The 16,561-nt window shown below is 70.7% G+C and carries 15 protein-coding genes; 13 read left to right on the top strand and 2 right to left on the bottom strand.

The genetic code is table 11. The features are described from left to right. Nucleotides 1-184: 184 nt before the first annotated feature. Nucleotides 185-1,384 carry a cysteine desulfurase-like protein gene (locus tag H565_RS0110265; protein ID WP_027460948.1) on the bottom strand — a complete coding sequence of 400 codons (1,200 nt, stop codon included), beginning with the start codon at nucleotides 1,382-1,384 and terminating at the stop codon, nucleotides 185-187. A 127-nt stretch (nucleotides 1,385-1,511) separates the two neighbouring features. Between H565_RS0110265 and H565_RS0110260 the strand changes: the two genes are divergently transcribed. After that, nucleotides 1,512-2,507, top strand: coding sequence for an aldo/keto reductase (locus H565_RS0110260; protein ID WP_027460947.1), 996 nt, complete (start codon nucleotides 1,512-1,514; stop codon nucleotides 2,505-2,507). Nucleotides 2,508-2,528: 21 nt separating this feature from the next. Here H565_RS0110260 and H565_RS15105 read toward each other — a convergent pair whose 3' ends face one another. After that, entirely contained in the window at nucleotides 2,529-4,337 is a 1,809-nt protein-coding gene (locus tag H565_RS15105) for a hypothetical protein (protein WP_051363545.1), read from the bottom strand. Nucleotides 4,338-4,528: 191 nt separating this feature from the next. On the opposite strand from H565_RS15105, the gene H565_RS0110250 reads away from it, so the two are divergent. The 12 genes from H565_RS0110250 (at nucleotide 4,529) to H565_RS0110195 (ending at nucleotide 16,415) form a co-directional block, all read left to right on the top strand. Beyond that, nucleotides 4,529-6,625: a protein kinase domain-containing protein gene (locus H565_RS0110250; protein ID WP_245576205.1), complete on the top strand. Its 2,097-nt coding sequence runs from the start codon at nucleotides 4,529-4,531 to the stop codon at nucleotides 6,623-6,625. Beyond that, entirely contained in the window at nucleotides 6,622-6,882 is a 261-nt protein-coding gene (locus H565_RS0110245; RefSeq protein WP_027460945.1) for a glutaredoxin family protein, read from the top strand. The genes H565_RS0110250 and H565_RS0110245 overlap by 4 nt, the downstream gene beginning before the upstream one ends. Nucleotides 6,883-7,000: 118 nt before the next feature. Beyond that, on the top strand, nucleotides 7,001-7,954 hold the full coding sequence (ftsY, locus tag H565_RS0110240; RefSeq protein WP_027460944.1) for a signal recognition particle-docking protein FtsY: 954 nt from the start codon (nucleotides 7,001-7,003) through the stop codon (nucleotides 7,952-7,954). 65 nt (nucleotides 7,955-8,019) lie between these two features. Continuing rightward, a complete protein-coding gene (gene hisB, locus H565_RS0110235; RefSeq protein WP_027460943.1) occupies nucleotides 8,020-8,613 on the top strand; it encodes an imidazoleglycerol-phosphate dehydratase HisB in 594 nt (197 codons plus the stop codon). Next, complete coding sequence (hisH, locus tag H565_RS0110230; RefSeq protein WP_027460942.1) at nucleotides 8,610-9,275, top strand: imidazole glycerol phosphate synthase subunit HisH; 666 nt, start codon at nucleotides 8,610-8,612, stop codon at nucleotides 9,273-9,275. The genes hisB and hisH overlap by 4 nt, the downstream gene beginning before the upstream one ends. Before the next feature lie 179 nt (nucleotides 9,276-9,454). Then, a complete protein-coding gene (locus tag H565_RS0110225; protein ID WP_034409160.1) occupies nucleotides 9,455-11,335 on the top strand; it encodes a 1,4-alpha-glucan branching enzyme in 1,881 nt (626 codons plus the stop codon). After that, nucleotides 11,332-11,592: a hypothetical protein gene (locus H565_RS0110220; protein WP_027460940.1), complete on the top strand. Its 261-nt coding sequence runs from the start codon at nucleotides 11,332-11,334 to the stop codon at nucleotides 11,590-11,592. Before H565_RS0110225 ends, H565_RS0110220 begins: the two co-directional genes overlap by 4 nt. 238 nt (nucleotides 11,593-11,830) lie before the next feature. Then, nucleotides 11,831-13,240 carry an anthranilate synthase component I gene (gene trpE / locus H565_RS0110215; RefSeq protein ID WP_027460939.1) on the top strand — a complete coding sequence of 470 codons (1,410 nt, stop codon included), beginning with the start codon at nucleotides 11,831-11,833 and terminating at the stop codon, nucleotides 13,238-13,240. Nucleotides 13,241-13,243: 3 nt separating this feature from the next. Further along, on the top strand, nucleotides 13,244-13,654 hold the full coding sequence (locus tag H565_RS15100; RefSeq protein ID WP_342663800.1) for a four helix bundle protein: 411 nt from the start codon (nucleotides 13,244-13,246) through the stop codon (nucleotides 13,652-13,654). Continuing rightward, complete coding sequence (locus H565_RS0110205; RefSeq protein WP_027460938.1) at nucleotides 13,651-14,286, top strand: anthranilate synthase component II; 636 nt, start codon at nucleotides 13,651-13,653, stop codon at nucleotides 14,284-14,286. Before H565_RS15100 ends, H565_RS0110205 begins: the two co-directional genes overlap by 4 nt. Further along, complete coding sequence (trpD, locus tag H565_RS0110200; RefSeq protein ID WP_027460937.1) at nucleotides 14,286-15,320, top strand: anthranilate phosphoribosyltransferase; 1,035 nt, start codon at nucleotides 14,286-14,288, stop codon at nucleotides 15,318-15,320. The genes H565_RS0110205 and trpD overlap by 1 nt, the downstream gene beginning before the upstream one ends. A gap of 18 nt (nucleotides 15,321-15,338) precedes the next feature. Next, nucleotides 15,339-16,415: an aldose epimerase family protein gene (locus tag H565_RS0110195; protein WP_027460936.1), complete on the top strand. Its 1,077-nt coding sequence runs from the start codon at nucleotides 15,339-15,341 to the stop codon at nucleotides 16,413-16,415. Nucleotides 16,416-16,561 lie beyond the last annotated feature (146 nt).

Here is a 16,561-nt window from a genome sequence, read left to right as displayed (position 1 = left end):
CTCGTAAGGTGGGGACGTTGAGACCGGCTGACACAGGGAAAAGAGGGCTGTAGCGAGAGCAGGTCAATGTTTGCCCCTCCCCCCTTGCGGGGGACTCGTATGAGCTGCTTGCAGAGGCTGGGAGGGGGGTGGCAGGCAACGCCTGCCCCCGCTGGTGGCTGATTGTTGAGAGCTGGCCGCCCCCCTACACTCCCGCCAGCAGCCGCTCCACCTCCTCCAGCGCCGTGTAGTGCGCGATGCTCGCCCGCACCACCCCCCGCGGGTACAGGCCCAAGTCCTGGAGCGGCTGCACGGCATAGAAGTGCCCGGCGGCCACGTCCACCCCGCGCTCGCTCAGGCGGGCGGCGGTCGCTTCGGGGGCTTCGTCCCGGACCCGGAAGGCGACGGTGCCCACCCGGCCCTGGGGGGTGCGCGGGCCGTAGACGGTGACGCCGGGCGTCTCCAGCAGCCCGGTCAGCAGCCGCTCGGCGACCGGGCGCTCCAGCTCCGCGATGCGGGCGGAGGCGGCCTCCAGCGCGGGGCGGCTCAGGGTCTCGTGGCCGCCGAGTTCGCGCAGGTAGTCGAGCGTGCCCAACCACCCCGCGAGCAGCTCAAACTGGGGGGTGCCGTGCTCCAGCCCGGTGATGTCCCCCTCCAGCACGAAGCTGAGTTTGGGCCAGGCGAGATGCGGGCGGTGTTCGGGCGACACCCACAGCGCCCCCAGGTGCGGCCCCCAGACCTTGTAGGGGCTGAACATGACGAAGTCCGCGCCCCAGGCCCGCACGTCGGGAAAGGCGTGCGGCGCGGCGTGCACGGCGTCCACCACCGTCCAGGCCCCCGCCGCCCGCACCTGCGCGGTCACCGCCGGGATGTCCACCGTGACGCCGAGGGCGTTGCTCGCCGCCGTCACCGCCACCAGCCGGGTGCGCGGCGAGAGCAGCGCGGCGAGGTCGCCTGCGTGCAGGGTCATGTCGGGCTGCCGGGCGTGCCAGACTTTGACGGTCACGCCGACCCGTTCCAGCTCGCGCCAGGGGCTGGCGTTTGCCTCGTGCTCCAGGCCGGACAGAATTACCTCGTCCCCCGGCCCCCAGCGCCGCGCAAAGGCCGCCGCCAGCCGGAAGGCGAGGGCGGTCGCACTCGGCCCCAAGGCCACGTCCTCCGGCTCGGCATTCAGGAAGAGGGCGGTCGCTGCACGGGCGCGGCCCTTCAGCGCCAGAATCTCCCGCCCCGGCTGGTGCCCTGGCATGGCGTTGGTGGCTCCGTAGCGGGTGAGGTGCTCGGTGACGGCCTCGATGGCCCGCCGCGGCAGCAGCCCGCCCGCCGCATTGTCGAGGTAGGCCCGCCCGGAGGCGAGGGGCGGGAACTGGGCGCGGAGGACGGCGAGGGAGGGAGGGAGGGGGGTCATGGGGGCAGTGTAGGGCGCGAAAAGGCCTGGCCTCCCGCCGTCCCAGGTCGCGGGGTGGCTGGGGCCTCGGCGGAGGCTCAAGCCCATGCTCATACGCCCCGGCCCCCAGCGGGCGTAGGGTGCGCCCATGACGACCGCTTCTCAACCCCACCAGCGCCCCCTGGGCCGCACCGGCCTTTCCGTCACCGAGATTGGCTACGGGGCCTGGGGCATCGGGGCCGACATGTGGAAGGGTGCCCAGGACGACGAGAGCCTCGCGGCCCTGCGGCGCTACGTGGAACTCGGCGGCAACTTCATCGACACGGCGATGGGCTACGGCAACGGCCATAGCGAGCGCCTCGTCGGGCAGGTCGCCCGCGAGTACCCCGGCACCCTCGTCGCCACCAAGGTCAGCCCCAAGAACATGGAGTGGCCCGCCGCCCCCGGCACGACCGCCGACGAAGCCTTTCCCGGCGAGTACGTCGTGCGGATGACCGAAGCCAGCCTGGAGCGCCTGGGCCTCCCCGCCATCGACGTGCAGCAGCTTCACGTCTGGAACGACTCGTGGCTCGGTCAGGGCGACTGGCAGGAGGCGGTCTCGCAACTGAGGCGTGACGGCAAGATTCGCGCCTTCGGCATCTCGGTCAACGACCACCAGCCGAACAACGCGGTCAAGGCGGTCGAGGCGGGCGCGGTGGATACCGTGCAGGTCATCTACAACGTCTTTGACCAGTCGCCGCAGGACCGATTGCTCGACGCCTGCCGGATGCACGGGGTGGGGGTCATCGTGCGGGTCGCCCTCGACGAGGGAAGCCTGACGGGGACGATTACGCCGGAGACGACCTTCCCGGAGGGCGACTGGCGGCACACTTACTTCGGCGGCACCCGCAAGGCCGAGTTGCAGCCCCGGCTGCGGGCCATCGAGCGGGACCTGGGCATTTCCACCGCCGAGCTGACCGAAACGGCCCTGCGCTTCGTGCTGAGCCATCCGGCGGTGAGCACCGTCATCGTGGGCATGCGCAGCGTGCGCAACGTGGAGCGCAACCTCGCCCTCGCGGATGGTCGAGGCCTCCCCGCAGAGCAGGTGCAGAAGCTCTCCGCCCACCGCTGGGACCGCAACTGGTATCTCCCGGCGGAGGGCTAAAGCCGCACGGGCTTTCCAGCGCTACTCGGCTTCGCTGAGGACCGCGCCGCCGATGTCCTCCAGCGCCCGCACGAGGAGCACCTGGGCTTGCGGCAGGCTCAGCACCAAGAGGTCACTCAACACCCCTTCCTGGCCCCTTGAGGGCTGCACGCTGAGGCCTCCCAGGGCGGGGCGCACCTCCAGCTCGGTCCCGGCGGCCCGCAGCACGAGGTGAGGGTCGCGGGGGAGCCTCAGCCGGGTAAACGTCCCGTCCTCCGGCAGGGTGGCTTCGCCCCCGGCCATTGGAAGGGCGCTGCGCGGTACCCCCGTCTGGGCCGCGAGCAGCGCCGCTCGCAGCCGCCTGACAGCGCGGTCGCCCAGCCCCAGGCCCGTGCCCGCCTCTTCCAGCAGGGCGTCCCACTCCTGCGGGCCGAGGCGGGCGGCGCGGGCGTGCAGGGCGGCGGCTCCCTTGCGGGCCACCGTGAGCAGGGCGGCGGGAGGGGCGGCGGCGTAACGGGCAGCGGCGGACGGCCCCAGGGCGGAGACATCGACCACTGCTCCCCGCAGCAGCCCCGCGACCGCTCGGGCGAGCCGCAAGCCCGCGTAGCCCTCCTCCGGGCGCAGCAGGGCCGCGACCAGCCGGGCTTGCGCCGCGAGGTCCGCCAGGCCCGGACCCGGCGGGCGAAGCCACTCCAGACGCAGGTAATCCCCGCTGAGGCTCAGGCGCAGGGCGGCGTCTTCCGGCAGCAGCGGCCCCAGCGCCAGCGTCTGCACCCGCTCGGCGGCGGGGCGGGCGGGGTGCAGCAGCGCGACCTCCTGGCCGCCGGGACCCTCCACCCGCAGTTGCCAGCTCGCTCCCACCCGCTCCCAGGAGAGGTGCAGGCCTCGCCAGCGGGCCGCCCGCCCGCCCGCGAGGTGCACGGTCAGGGTGTCTTCCTCCGGGTCGGGAGGGGCCGCCCGCGCCGCACGGGGAGTGACGGCATAGAGGATGGCTCCCGGCGGCAGGGCGCTGCCGGGGTCGAGGCGAGGCGCGGGTGCCCGCTGCATCAGGGCCTCCAGTTGCCGCCGCACCTCGGCAGCGGCCTCGCGCAGGAGGGGGCGCTCGTCTTCAGCTGGCCCGGTGGGCCGCGTTTCTCGCAGCGCCCGGACGAGTTCGGCCCGCGCTGCCGGGGCCAGCGGCTCGCGCTCGGCGGCCCGCAGGTGCGCGGCGAGCACGTCCGCGTCGGCGTGTCGGCGCAGCGGCTCGGCCTCCAGCGCGAGGAGCGCCGCACGCAGCCGCCCCCATCCCCCAGAGGGGTCCAGCAGTTGCGCGGCGACCGCGTGCAGCAGGTCGCGGGCCACCGACGGGCGGTCCAGCGCGGCGAGCGGGTCCCCGGCGGCGGGCACGGCCACCGCCCCGCTCTGGCCCCGCGCTTCCCGCTCGGCGCTCTCGGCGGCGGCGTGCAGAACCCGCAGCGCGGGCTGGCCCCGCTGGGCGAGCCACTCGCGGCCCCGCGCTTCCAGCTCGGCCCGCAGCTCGCGCTCCCAGCGCAGGCCACCCAGCTCAGCCCAGGCCCGGACCTCGGCGGGGTCGGCGGGGGGCAGGGGGTCGGGGGTCCCCACGGCTTGCGGCTCCGGGGCGGCGGCGGGTGTCTCGGCGGGGGCCTGCTGCGCCGCGCGGTAAGCCCGGTAGAGGCGATCTGCGGTCCGCAGGCGGCGGGCCAGGGCAGGGTCAAGGGGTGCCCCTTGCAAGCGGGCACGCAACTCGCCCAAGGCCCGCATCCCCCCCCTGGGGCGGCCCCCCGCCCGCACGTCGGCCACCCGGTACTCATACAGCTCCACGAGTTCGGCCCACACGGTCTGCTGCGTCACGGTCCCACTGTAGGGGAGCAACTCTGACAGGATTCAGACCCCCCATATCCCCCGGCTCCCCCAGCTTCGGCAGCGACGTTGAGCCGTCTGTGCGGGCCAGGGTCCGCTATAACGGAAGCCGCGATGCCGCCCTGCCCGCCCCCCCCCGCCTGCCCTCCTGCTCTGCTGCTGCTCGCCAGCCGGAGCCGCCCTTGACGCCCGACGCGCTGCCCGGCGGCAGCTTGCCCAACCTGCTGCTGCTCGCGGGGCTGTTTGCGGCGGGGTTGGGGCTGTTCGTGCGCCTGCCAGAGCGGGCGCTCGCGGTGCTCGCGGCGGTGCTTGCGGCGGTGCTCGCGGGGGGGCTGCTGGCCCTCGGCCTGGGGGCCGGGACCCCCGAACGGGCGCAGGCGGCGCTGGTGGCGGCGGCGGTGCTGCTAACGGGCGTGCCGCTGGCGGTGTCGGGCGGCAGTGCGGCGCTGTTTCGGCGGCGTCCGGTGCGGGTGCAGCGCACCGAGCGGGCCGCCCCGCCCAAGGCGGCCACCCCCCTCCCCGACCTGCACTTTCAGGATTACGAGGTGCTTGAACGGGTCGGCATCGGCGGCATGGGCAGCGTCTACCGCGCTCGGCGGCGCTCGGACGGGCGCATGGTGGCCCTTAAGGTTCCGCAGGACAAGTACCTCGCCGACACCAAGTTCGTGCGCCGCTTTTACCGCGAAGCCGAGGTCCTCAAGCGCTTCAATCACCCCGGCATCGTGCGGGTCTATGACTTCCGCATGGAGGAACCGGAGCACTACATCGCCATGGAGTTCCTCGATGGCGAGAGCCTAGAGACCCTGATGGACCGCGAGCGCTTGCCCTTTGCGCAGGCTGTGCAGGTCGTGCGGGCGCTCGCCGACGCCCTGCGGCATATCCACATGCAAAACGTCGTGCACCGCGACATCAAGCCCGCCAACGTGATGGTCCTCAAGGGGGCTTTTCGGGACGGGCGGCTGCGCGAGGGCGGCGTCAAGCTGATGGATTTCGGCATCGCGGTGGGCAAGGTGCTTACCCGCCTCACCATGACGGGGGCGCGGGTGGGCACCCCCATCTACATGGCCCCGGAACAGGCCAAGGGGGGGCGGGTCGATGCCCGCAGCGACGTGTACTCGCTGGGACTGCTTGCCTACGAACTCGTCACGGGCGAAACCGCCTTCAAGGGCAGCTACGAGGCCGTCGTGCACCAGCAGGTCTTTGAGGCCCCCAAACCCCCCAAGCAGGTGCGGCTGGAGGTGCCCGGCAAGCTCAGCGACCTCATCCTGCACATGATTGAAAAAGACCCCGCCCTGCGGCCCACCCTCGACGAGGTGATTGCCCGCATCGACGCCGGGGTCTTGGAGGACGAAACCTTTACGGACCCCTGGGCACTGGCGATGGGGGTCGAGGAACGCCGCGGAACCCTGCGCCTGCTCGACCTCTCTGGCAAGCTGCGTCTTAGCCTGCGTGACGGCCCCGGTCCCGCGTCGCTCGCGACCGGGCGGGAGAAAGAGGAAACCAACGCACCCACCCTGCCCGTCGCGCCCCGCGCCCTGGCCGCCAGCGACGCGGGGCACCTCTACGCCGCCGTGCTCGACTACGGGCGGGCGGGCACGACCGGCTTGATTCGCCACTTTGCCCCCGACGGCACCGAGCTGGGGACTTTCGGACGCTACGGCCTGGGCGAGGGCGAGCTGCTCGACCCCATCAGCCTCGCCTGGGCGGGGGGGCAGCTCTATGTCCTCGATGGCGAGGCGCGGCGGGTGAACATCTATGGCCCGGCGGGAGAGTTCCGGGGGGCCTTTGGCGGGCGCGGAACCGGGCCGGGTTCCTTTGAGGCTCCGCGCACGCTGGCCACGACGCCGGGCGGCGAACTGCTGGTGCTGGACGTGGGGCGGCGTGAGGTGGGGCGCTTTTCGCTCGCGGGCGAATACCGGGGCCGCTACGCTTTCCGGCTCGACCGGACCTCCGAGGCCCTGCGCGACCTCGAAGGCCTGGCGGTGGGGGCCGACGGCACCGTCTACATCGTGGACGGGGTGGCCCGCAAGGTCCGGCGCATCGACCCCAGTGGCACGCCGGGCGGGGCCTTTGCCCTCGAAGAGCTGGTGGGGGAATCGGCCACCGCCCCCTGGCTGCTGCAATCCGGTCCCGAAGGCCAGCTCTATGCCGTGCGGCAGGGCGGGCAAATCCTGCGAACCTTCAGCGCGGCGGGCGATCTGCTCTCCAGCCGCGACATGTACTCCCCGGTCCTCGCACTGACGCTGCTGCCCCGGCCCCAGGGGGGTGAGCAGCCATGAGCCGCCTGCCCGTGCTCACCCTCTACACCCGCCGGGGCTGCCACCTGTGCGAGCAGGCCGAGGAGCGGTTGCGCCTCCTGGACTTTGCTTACCGCCCAGTGGACGTGGACCTTGACCCCGCCCTGCGTGCCCGCTACGGCGACGACGTGCCCGTCCTCGCTCTCGGCGAGCGGGTCCTTCTCAAGGGCGTCTTGAGCCGCGCCCGCCTGAGCGAGCTGAAGCTGCGGCTGCTGCGGGAGGCGGGGGAAAACAGGTGATTTGAGCGGTCAGCCGTCAGCGGTCAGTTTTCAGCACCGGAAGCAAAAGCCTTTGCCTTTGCGCCTGCTGCTGACGGCTGAAAGCTAAAAGCTGCCCACCCCGCGCTACCATGCCCGCATGAGTTGGCTCGACCGTCTGCGCCAGGGCCTGAGCAAAACCCGGCAGCAGTTTCAAGACGCCGCCGGGGACCTCGGCACTGACCTCCAAGAAACCCTCACCCGCCTGGACAGCATAGAAGACCTCGAATACGCCCTTATTGCCGCGGACGTGGGCCGGGCGGCCACCGAGGAAATCCTCGCCGACATCCGCAAAAGCGGCAAATCCAACCTGCAAGACGCGCTGATGGAGGCGCTCACCCTGCAACTCGAACCCGACCGTCGCCGGGCGCAGTTTCGGCAGCTCGGCTTCACGCCGGACGCCCGCCGCACCGTCGTCGACCCGCGCGGGCACGTGGTCATGGTGGTGGGCGTCAACGGGGTCGGCAAGACGACCACCATCGCCAAGCTGGGCGAGTACTACCTGGGCCGCGGCAAAAGCGTGATGTTCGCTGCCGGGGACACTTTCCGGGCGGCGGCGGGCGCGCAGCTCGGCGTGTGGGGCGAGCGGCTGGGCATCCCGGTCGTGGGGGGGCCGGAGGGCGGGGACCCCGCCGCCGTCGCCTACGACGCTGCCGCTGCCCGCGCCGCACGGGGCACCGACCTCCTCTTTGTGGACACCGCCGGGCGGCTGCACACCAAGCACAACCTGATGGAGGAGCTAAAAAAGGTCCGCCGGGTCATCGACAAAGCCGACCCCGGTGAACCTGCCGACGTGTGGCTGGTCCTCGACGCCGTCACCGGGCAAAACGGCCTCGCGCAGGCCAAGAAGTTCCACGAGGCCACGCCCCTCACCGGGGTCATCGTCACCAAGCTCGACGGCACGGCCAAGGGCGGCATCCTGATTCCCATCGTCCGCGAACTTGGCGTGCCCATCAAGTTCATCGGGGTGGGGGAGGGGGCGCACGACCTCCAGCCCTTCGATCCGCAGGCGTTCGTGCGGGCGCTCTTTGACGTGGAAGTGCCCAGGGACTGACCCCCCTCCACCCCCCTATCCCGCCTCCTCTCTTGCCTCTACTTCGCGCCGTAGCATGGCGGTCTATGCCCGCCCACCGCACCGCGACCATCACCCGCACGACCGGAGAAACCGACCTCACCGTTCGGCTCGACCTCGACGCTTCCGCCTACGACCCCCCCGCGACCGGGCACCCTTTCTTCGACCACATGCTCGACGCGCTCGCCCGGCACAGCCGCCTCGGCCTCAGCGTGCGGGGCACGGGCGACCTGCACATCGAACCGCATCACCTCATCGAGGACACCGGCATCACGCTGGGGCAGGCCATGACGCAGGCGCTGGGCGACCGACGGGGCATCGAGCGCTACGGCTCGGCCTTCGTGCCCATGGACGAGACGCTCGCGCACGTGGTCGTCGACCTGTCGGGCCGGGCGCACCTCGCCTTCGAGCCGGAGACGCTGGACGTGTGGGGCACGGCGGGTGGGATGACCCATTACCACCTGCGCGAGTTTCTGCGAGGATTTTGCAATCACGGCGGCGTGACCCTGCATGTGCGGCTGCTCGCGGGCCGGGAAGCGCATCACGTCATCGAGGCGGTCATGAAGGCGCTGGCCCGCGCCTTGCGCGACGCGGTGCGGGTGACCTCCGATGACCTCGTCTCGACGAAAGGAGTTCTGTGAGCACCCCTGAAGTCCTCCTCCTCGACTACGGCGCGGGCAATGTCCGCTCGGCGGCCAAGGCCCTGGAGCGTGCCGGGATGCGGGTTCGCGTCTCGGACAACCCCGCCGACGTGCCCCAGGCCCCCGCCCTTGTCGTGCCCGGCCAGGGCCACTTCCGGCAGGTCATGGAAGCCTTTGACCGCCACGGCTTTCACGGCCCGGTCACAGACGCGGCGCGGGGCGGCGTGCCCCTGCTGGGCATCTGCGTGGGGATGCAAATGCTGCTCTCGGAGTCCGAGGAAGCGCCCGGCTTGCCCGGCCTGGGCTTGGTGCCCGGCACCGTGCGCCGCTTTGACCCCCAGCCCGGCCAGAAGGTCCCGCAGATGGGCTGGAACAGCCTCGACAAGGTGGGCGATTCGCCTCTGCTGCGCGGCCTCGCCTGCCCGGCCTACGCCTACTTCGTGCACTCGTACTACGTGCCCCTGGACGTCGAGGTCGAGGCCGGAGCCGTAACCGAGTACGGGGTGCCCTTTTGGTCGGCTTTTAGTGTAGGCAACCTGCACGCGACTCAGTTCCACCCCGAAAAGAGCGGGGCGGTGGGGCTGGCGATTCTGGAGCGGTTCCGGCGCTACGTGTTGGGGGGGGAGACCAGCGACCCGCCGCCAGCGGCCAGCTCAACCTGAAGCTCAAGCGGCCACCGAACCACGCCCCCCGCCTGCCAACGTGCCGAAGGGAAAGAAGGGTCCGGCTCGGTGCGCCGGAGCTTTCTATGCCTCAAGAAGTCCCCTTTTGCCTTCGGGGCTGGAGAGGGCTGGGGGCTGGCCGCTGGCCGCTGGCCACTCCCCCCGCTACACTCGCCCCCATGAGTGTCCCCCCCCTGCCCCTGCCCCTCGACCACGCGCACCTGCAAAAGCTGGTGACTGCCGACCTGGTGCGCCCTGACCACCTGTTGGGGGCGCACCCGCTGCGCCAGGGAGGGGTGGAAGGAGTGCGCTTTGCGGTGTGGGCACCGCAGGCCCAGCATGTCAGCGTGGTGGGCGATTTCAACGGCTGGAACGGCGACGCCCATCCTATGACGCGCCTCGACTTCGGGTTCTGGGGGGCGTTCGTGCCGGGGGCTTCGGTGGGGCAGCGCTACAAGTTCCGGGTGACGGGCGCGGATGGGCGCACGGTGGATAAGTCGGACCCCTACGGCGGGCAGATGGAGCTGCGCCCGAACACCGCCAGCGTGGTGTGGCAGCCCGCCTTCGAGTGGACCGATGGCGCGTGGATGGCGGCGCGGGGCGTGGGCTATGACCGTCCGGTCAGCATCTACGAGGTCCACGCGCCTTCCTGGGCGCGGCGGGACGATGGCAGCTTCCTGAACTACCGCGAGCTGGCGCAGCGGCTGGCCGACTACGTGACCTGGCTGGGCTATACCCACGTCGAGCTGCTGGGCGTCATGGAGCATCCCTTTGACGGCTCGTGGGGCTACCAGGTCACGGGCTACTACGCCCCCACCAGCCGCTTGGGGACGCCCGACGACTTCGCCTACCTCGTCAACCACCTCCACGAGCGGGGCATCGGGGTCATCCTCGACTGGGTGCCGGGGCATTTTCCCACCGATGAATCCGGCCTCGCGCACTTTGACGGTGCCCCGCTGTACGAGTACGCCGACCCCCGCAAGGGCTATCACTTCGACTGGAATACCCACATCTTCGACTATGGCCGCCATGAAGTCGTGATGTTCCTGATTGGCTCGGCCCTCAAGTGGCTGCAAGACTTTCACGTGGACGGCCTGCGGGTGGATGCGGTCGCTTCCATGCTGTACCTCGACTTCTCGCGCTCCGAGTGGGTGCCGAACATTCACGGTGGGCGCGAGAATCTGGAAGCCATCGCCTTTCTCAAGCGGCTGAACGAGGTCGTACACCATATGGCCCCTGGAGCCGTCATGATTGCCGAGGAGAGCACCTCCTTTCCCGGTGTCACGGCCCCCGTTCCCTTTGGCCTGGGCTTCGATTACAAGTGGGCGATGGGCTGGATGAACGACAGCCTCTTTTACTTCGAGCAAGACCCGCTGTGGCGCAAGCATCACCATCACAAGCTGACCTTTTTCAACATGTACCGCACCTCCGAAAAGTTTGTGCTGGCGGTCAGCCACGACGAGGTGGTGCACCTCAAAAAGTCGCTCGTCATGAAGATGCCCGGCGACTGGTACGCGCAGCGGGCGGGGTACCGGGCTTTTCTCGCCCTGATGTGGACCACCCCCGGCAAGAAGCTGCTCTTCATGGGCCAGGAGTTTGCCCAGCCGACCGAGTGGAACCATGACGGGTCGCTGCCCTGGCACCTCGCCGAGCACCCCGACCACCGCGGCATCTTGGAGCTGGTGCGGCGGCTCAATGCCCTCTACCGCGAGCGGCCCGACCTGCACGTCGGGGACACCCTCGAAGGGGGGATGCTGTGGGTGAGCGCCGACGATACGGACACCAGCGTGTACGCCTTTCTCCGCCGCGACCCGGTGGGGGGGAGCTGGAGCCTTATCGTGGCCAACCTCACCCCCGTCTACCGCGAAGGGTATGCGGTGGGCGTGCCCCAGGGCGGCAACTACCGGGTGCTCCTCTCGACGGATGACGGCGAGTTCGGCGGCTTTGGCACCCAGCAGCCCGACCTCACGGCGCACGAGGAAGGCTGGCACGGCCAGACCCACCACCTGCGGCTGAACCTGCCGCCCCTGAGCGTGCTGGTCCTGGAGCCGCAGGCATGAGCGCCCCCCGACCCGGCCCGGACCCCCTCGCCGCCCTGAGCCTGCTGCTGCTCGCGGGGGTGGCGGTGCTGCTGCTCGTGCCGTTGCTCGGCGGGCCGCTGCCGAGTCCGTATCTGGTCGTGGGGCTGCTCGTGGCCCGGTTGGTGATTCAGATTCTGCGGGCGCGGGGGCGGCCCGACCTCCAGCGCCCGGCGGCGTGGGCCTTTGACCTCCTCCTCATCGGCTTGCTGCTGTGGGTGGCGGCCAACCGGGGGTAGGCAACCTGCGGCCTGGCTCCGCCGAAGCACGGAACGGGGACAGAGGCCAGAAGTTGTCTAAACGCCAGGGCGAGCGGGCCGCCGAGCCGGGCGCTATCTTCTCCCCATGACCTTCCTCGGTGCGTGGTGGTGGCCCAGCTTCGCCTGGGGTTGACGCGCCGTTTTGTTCTGAAGTCCCGACGCGCCCAGGTGGACCCCCCACCGGGCGCGCTCTTCTGTTGTTCCCAGGAGACCTCCCATGACCCAGCCCCTCGCCGTTGCCGTGCAGGACCTCAATGCCGACCTCGACACGCCCGTTACCGCCTACCTCAAAGCAGCGCAGGGGGAGGCCGTCAGCTTTCTGCTGGAGAGCGTGGAGGCGGGCGAGCGGCTGGGCCGCTACTCGTTCATCGGGGTGGGGGAGGTGGGCCGCTTCACGTACCGGGACGGCAGGGTAACGAGTACGGGCGTCTTCGGCGATTTTAACGGCCCGGAGGCTGACCCCCTCGCCCGGCTGTACGCGGCGGCGACCCGGCCCGCGCCCGTCCCGGAGGGGCTGCCCGCCTTCACCAGCGGAGCGGTGGGGTACGCGGCCTACGACCTGGTGCGGGCCTACGAGCGCCTGCCGGACGCCAATCCCGACGAGCTGAAGCTGCCCGACGCCCTCTTTATCGCCCCCCGCGGCCTGGTGGTCTTTGACCACCTGCGCCACCGCCTCAGCGTGGTGGCGACCGCCCCGGCGCAGGCCGCTGCCGACGCGGTGGCCGCAGAACTCGCCGCTCGGCTGCGCGGCCCCCTCCCCGACGTGCCGGGCCGTACCCCGGCCCCTGCGCCCCGCTTCCGCAGCAACTTCACCCCAGAGGGTTTTATGGCCGCCGCCAAGCGGGCGCTGGAGTACGTCCGCGCCGGGGACATCTTCCAGGTGGTGCCCTCGCAGCGCTTCAGCGCGGAGCTGGGCGAGTTGCACCCCTTTGCCCTCTACCGCGCTCTGCGGCGGGTCAACCCCAGCCCCTACCTGGGGTACCTCGCCCTGGGGGAGGTCACGCTGGTGGCCTCCAGCCCAGAGAGCCTTCTGCGCTCGGACGGGCAGCGCTTGGTCACCCGGCCCATCGCCGGGACCCGGCGGCGCGGGGCCACCCCGGAGGAAGACGAGCGCCTGGCCGCCGACCTCCTCGCCGACGAAAAGGAGCGGGCCGAACATCTGATGCTCCTCGACCTGGGCCGCAACGACCTGGGCCGGGTGAGCCGCATCGGGAGCGTGCGGGTGCAAGACGCCTTTGCGGTCGAGAAATACAGCCACGTCATGCACCTCGTCTCCACGGTGACGGGCGAGCTGCGCCCTGGCCAAACGCCCCTGCACGCCCTCGCCGCCGTGTTGCCGATGGGCACCGTATCGGGCGCCCCCAAAATCCGGGCGATGGAAATCATCGACGAACTCGAACCCGTGCGCCGCGGGCCGTACGGCGGAGCCTTCGGCTACATCGCCCACGACGGCAGCCTCGACATGGCCCTCACCCTGCGGACGATGGTCGTCACGGGCGGAAAGCTCCATATCCAGGCCGGAGCCGGAGTGGTCGCCGACAGCGACCCCGCGAGCGAAGAACGCGAGACGCGCCAAAAGGCGGCGGCGCTGATGCGGGCGGCGGAGCTGGCTTCACGGGGCTTGTAGCGTGTGGCGCGTGGCTTGTGGACGGGGGAGGGGGTCGTGACGGAAAGCGGACCGACGACAGTGAGGCGGTTGGAAATCTGGCAAGAGGGCATGGCCCTCGTGGAGGCCGTGTACCGAGTGTCCGCCTCGTGGCCCAGGCGAGAGGTGTACGGTCTGACCTCACAGGCGAGGCGGGCCGCCGTCTCTATCCCTACCAACATCGCCGAGGGGGTCGGGCGGGGGAGCAAGCCGGAAGCCGCCCGCTTCGCCCGAATAGCTCTGGCGAGTGCTGACGAGCTGCACACCTTGCTGGAGCTGTCCTCCCGCTTGGATTTCTCTCCACCAGACGCTTTGGCCGACGTTTTCCCGGTCCTCGACCGCCTGACTCGCCGCCTCTCGCGTTTCATTCAGTATCAGGAGACCTCGTCATCATGACCACTGCCTCGACGCGCCACACGCCACACGCCACACGCCTCCTCCTCATCGACAACTACGACTCTTTCACCTACAACCTCGTTCAGGCCCTCGGCGTGCTGGGCTGCGAGGTCACCGTGTGGCGCAATGATGCGTTCAGCCTGGAGGACGTCCGCGAACTTGCCCCCGATGCCATCGTCGTCTCGCCCGGTCCCTGCACCCCGCGCGAGGCGGGGCAGAGCGTGGCCGTCATCCGCGAGCTGGGGCCACAGGTGCCCACCCTGGGCGTGTGCCTGGGACACCAGAGCATCGGGGCGGCATTTGGGGCGCGGGTCACGCGGGCGGGGCAGCCCGTGCACGGCAAAACCAGCCCGCTGCGGCATGGGGGCACGGCTCTCTTTGCCGGGCTGCCGGACGGGGTGCCTGTTGCCCGCTACCATTCGCTGGTGGTGCGTGACCTGCCCGCTGACCTGGTGCCCCTGGCCTGGACCACCGACCCCACCGAGGAGGTGCTGATGGCCCTGCGCCACCGCGAGTATCCGGTTTATGGGGTGCAGTTCCACCCCGAATCGGTGGCCACCGAGGGGGGCCTCACCCTGCTGGGCAACTTCCTGGAGCTGGCGCGGGCGCACCGGGCCGGGGCGGGCGCGTGATGGCCCCGGACCCCCGCCTCCTGCACCTGCGGCTGATGAACGGTGAGGCCCTCTCGCAAGCCGAAGCTGCCGCCTTTATGCGCGAAGTGATGGAGGGGAACGTCAGCGGGGTGCGCCTCGCAGCGGCGCTCGCGGCCCTGCGGGTGCGCGGCGAAACCCCCGAAGAAATCGCGGGCTTCGCACAGGCGATGCGCGAGCAGGCCGTGCCGGTGCAGGTCGAACCGCGAGACGTGCTGCTCGACGTGGTGGGCACGGGCGGCGACGGGGCGCACACCTTTAACATCTCCACGACGACCGCCTTTGTGGTGGCTGCCGCCGGGGTGACCGTCGCCAAGCACGGCAACCGCGCCGCGAGCAGCCGGGCCGGAAGCGCAGATGTCCTCGAAGCGCTGGGGGTCAACCTCGACGCCCCGCCCGAAGTCGTCGCAGACGGTATCAGTCGCCTCGGCATCGGCTTTATGTTCGCCCGCAACTATCACCCGGCCCTGCGGCACGCCGCGCCCGTCCGTGCCGAACTCGCCGCCCGCACCGTCTTCAACATCCTGGGACCGCTCTCCAACCCCGCCGGGGCCACCCACCTTGTCGTGGGCGTTTTCAAGCCAGAGCTGACCCGCACCCTGGCCGAGGTGCTGCGGCTCCTGGGGGCGCAGGGAGCCACCGTCGTGCACGGCAGCGGCCTCGACGAGTTCACCGTCTGCGGCCCCAACACGGTGACCGGGCTGCGCGGGGGCGAGGTCATTGACCGCCTGCTGCATCCGGAGGAAGCGGGCGTGGACCTCCACCCCAAGGAAGCCATCGTGGGCGGCACCCCCGCCGAGAACGCCGACATCACCCGCACCCTGCTGCGGGGCGGCGGCACCCCTGCTCAGCGCGACGTGGTGGCCCTCAATGCGGGAGCTGCCCTGCGCACCGCCGGGCGCGTCCCCAGCATCCGCGAGGGCGTGCGGGAAGCCCGCGAGGTCATGGCGAGCGGCGCGGCCTGGGACCTGCTGGAGCGCTACGCCGCCCACACCCAGCGCCACACCCAGCGGTAGATATGTCACCCTGACCCCATGCAGCCAGGACACCCCGCCGCAACCGTGCAGGAGCGCGAGTGGGGCCGCACCCCCCAGGGTGAGCCGGTCACCCTCTTTACCCTCCGCGTGCCAGGTGGCCTGGAAGCTCGCCTGAGCAACTACGGTGCCGTGCTCGTGGGCCTTCTCACTCCCGACCGCGACGGGCGGCTCAGTGACATCGTGCTGGGCTACGACGCCCCAGAGCCGTACTTTGACCGGGCCACCGCTGCCTTTTTCGGGGCCACCGTCGGGCGCTACGCCAACCGCATCGCCGGGGGCCGCTTTTCCCTGGATGGGCGCACCTATCAGCTTGCCCGCAATGACGGCCAGGGCACCCTGCACGGCGGCGAGCGCGGCTTTGACCAGCAGCTGTGGTGGGGCGAAGGGTCGGTCAGTGCAGAAGGCCCCCGCGTCACCTTCACCCGCGTCAGTCCGGACGGCGAGGAAGGCTACCCCGGCACCCTCCGCGTCCGGGTGACCTATACCCTGCGGCCCGCAGGTGCCCTTCAGCTCGACTATGAGGCCGAGACGGACGCGCCCACGGTCCTGAACCTCACCCACCACAGTTACTGGAACCTGTCGGGCGACGCTCGCCGCGACATCCTCGCCCACGAGCTGACCCTGGCCGCCGACGAGTTCACCCCGGTGGGCGAGACCCTCCTCCCCACGGGCGAGCGCCGTGCCGTCGCGGGCACCCCCTTCGATTTCCGCGAGGCCCACCCCATCGGCGCACGGATAGACACCCCTGACGAGCAACTGCGCTTTGCAGGCGGCTACGACCACAACTTCATTCTGCGTGACGGCAGCGCTCCAGCCGCCCTCCTGTCTGACCCCGGCAGCGGTCGGTGGCTCGCCGTCTTCACCGACCAGCCCGGCCTTCAGGTCTACAGCGGCAACTTTTTAGACGGTTCGCTGGTTGGCAAGGGGGGCCAGCGCTACGGCCACCGCTGGGCCGTTTGCCTGGAAACCCAGCACTTCCCCGACTCGCCCAACCAGCCTGCCTTTCCCTCCACAGTCCTGCGCCCCGGCGAACACTTCCGCTCGCGAACGGTGTACCGCTTCTGGTCGGGGTAAGGAAGCTGGCAGTGGTCAGCGGTTGGCGATTAGCCTTCAGCAGTCAGCTATCATCCGTCCCGAAAGACGGCTGCAACGTGAAGCTCGCCGCGAGAAGATGCGTGAGGCGGGCGTTTCAATCCTCAGCCGTCCCGAAAGACGGCTGC

The organism is Deinococcus murrayi DSM 11303, assembly GCF_000482805.1.
GTDB classification, from domain to species: domain Bacteria; phylum Deinococcota; class Deinococci; order Deinococcales; family Deinococcaceae; genus Deinococcus; species Deinococcus murrayi.
This window is presented reverse-complemented; position numbering and strand designations above follow the sequence as displayed.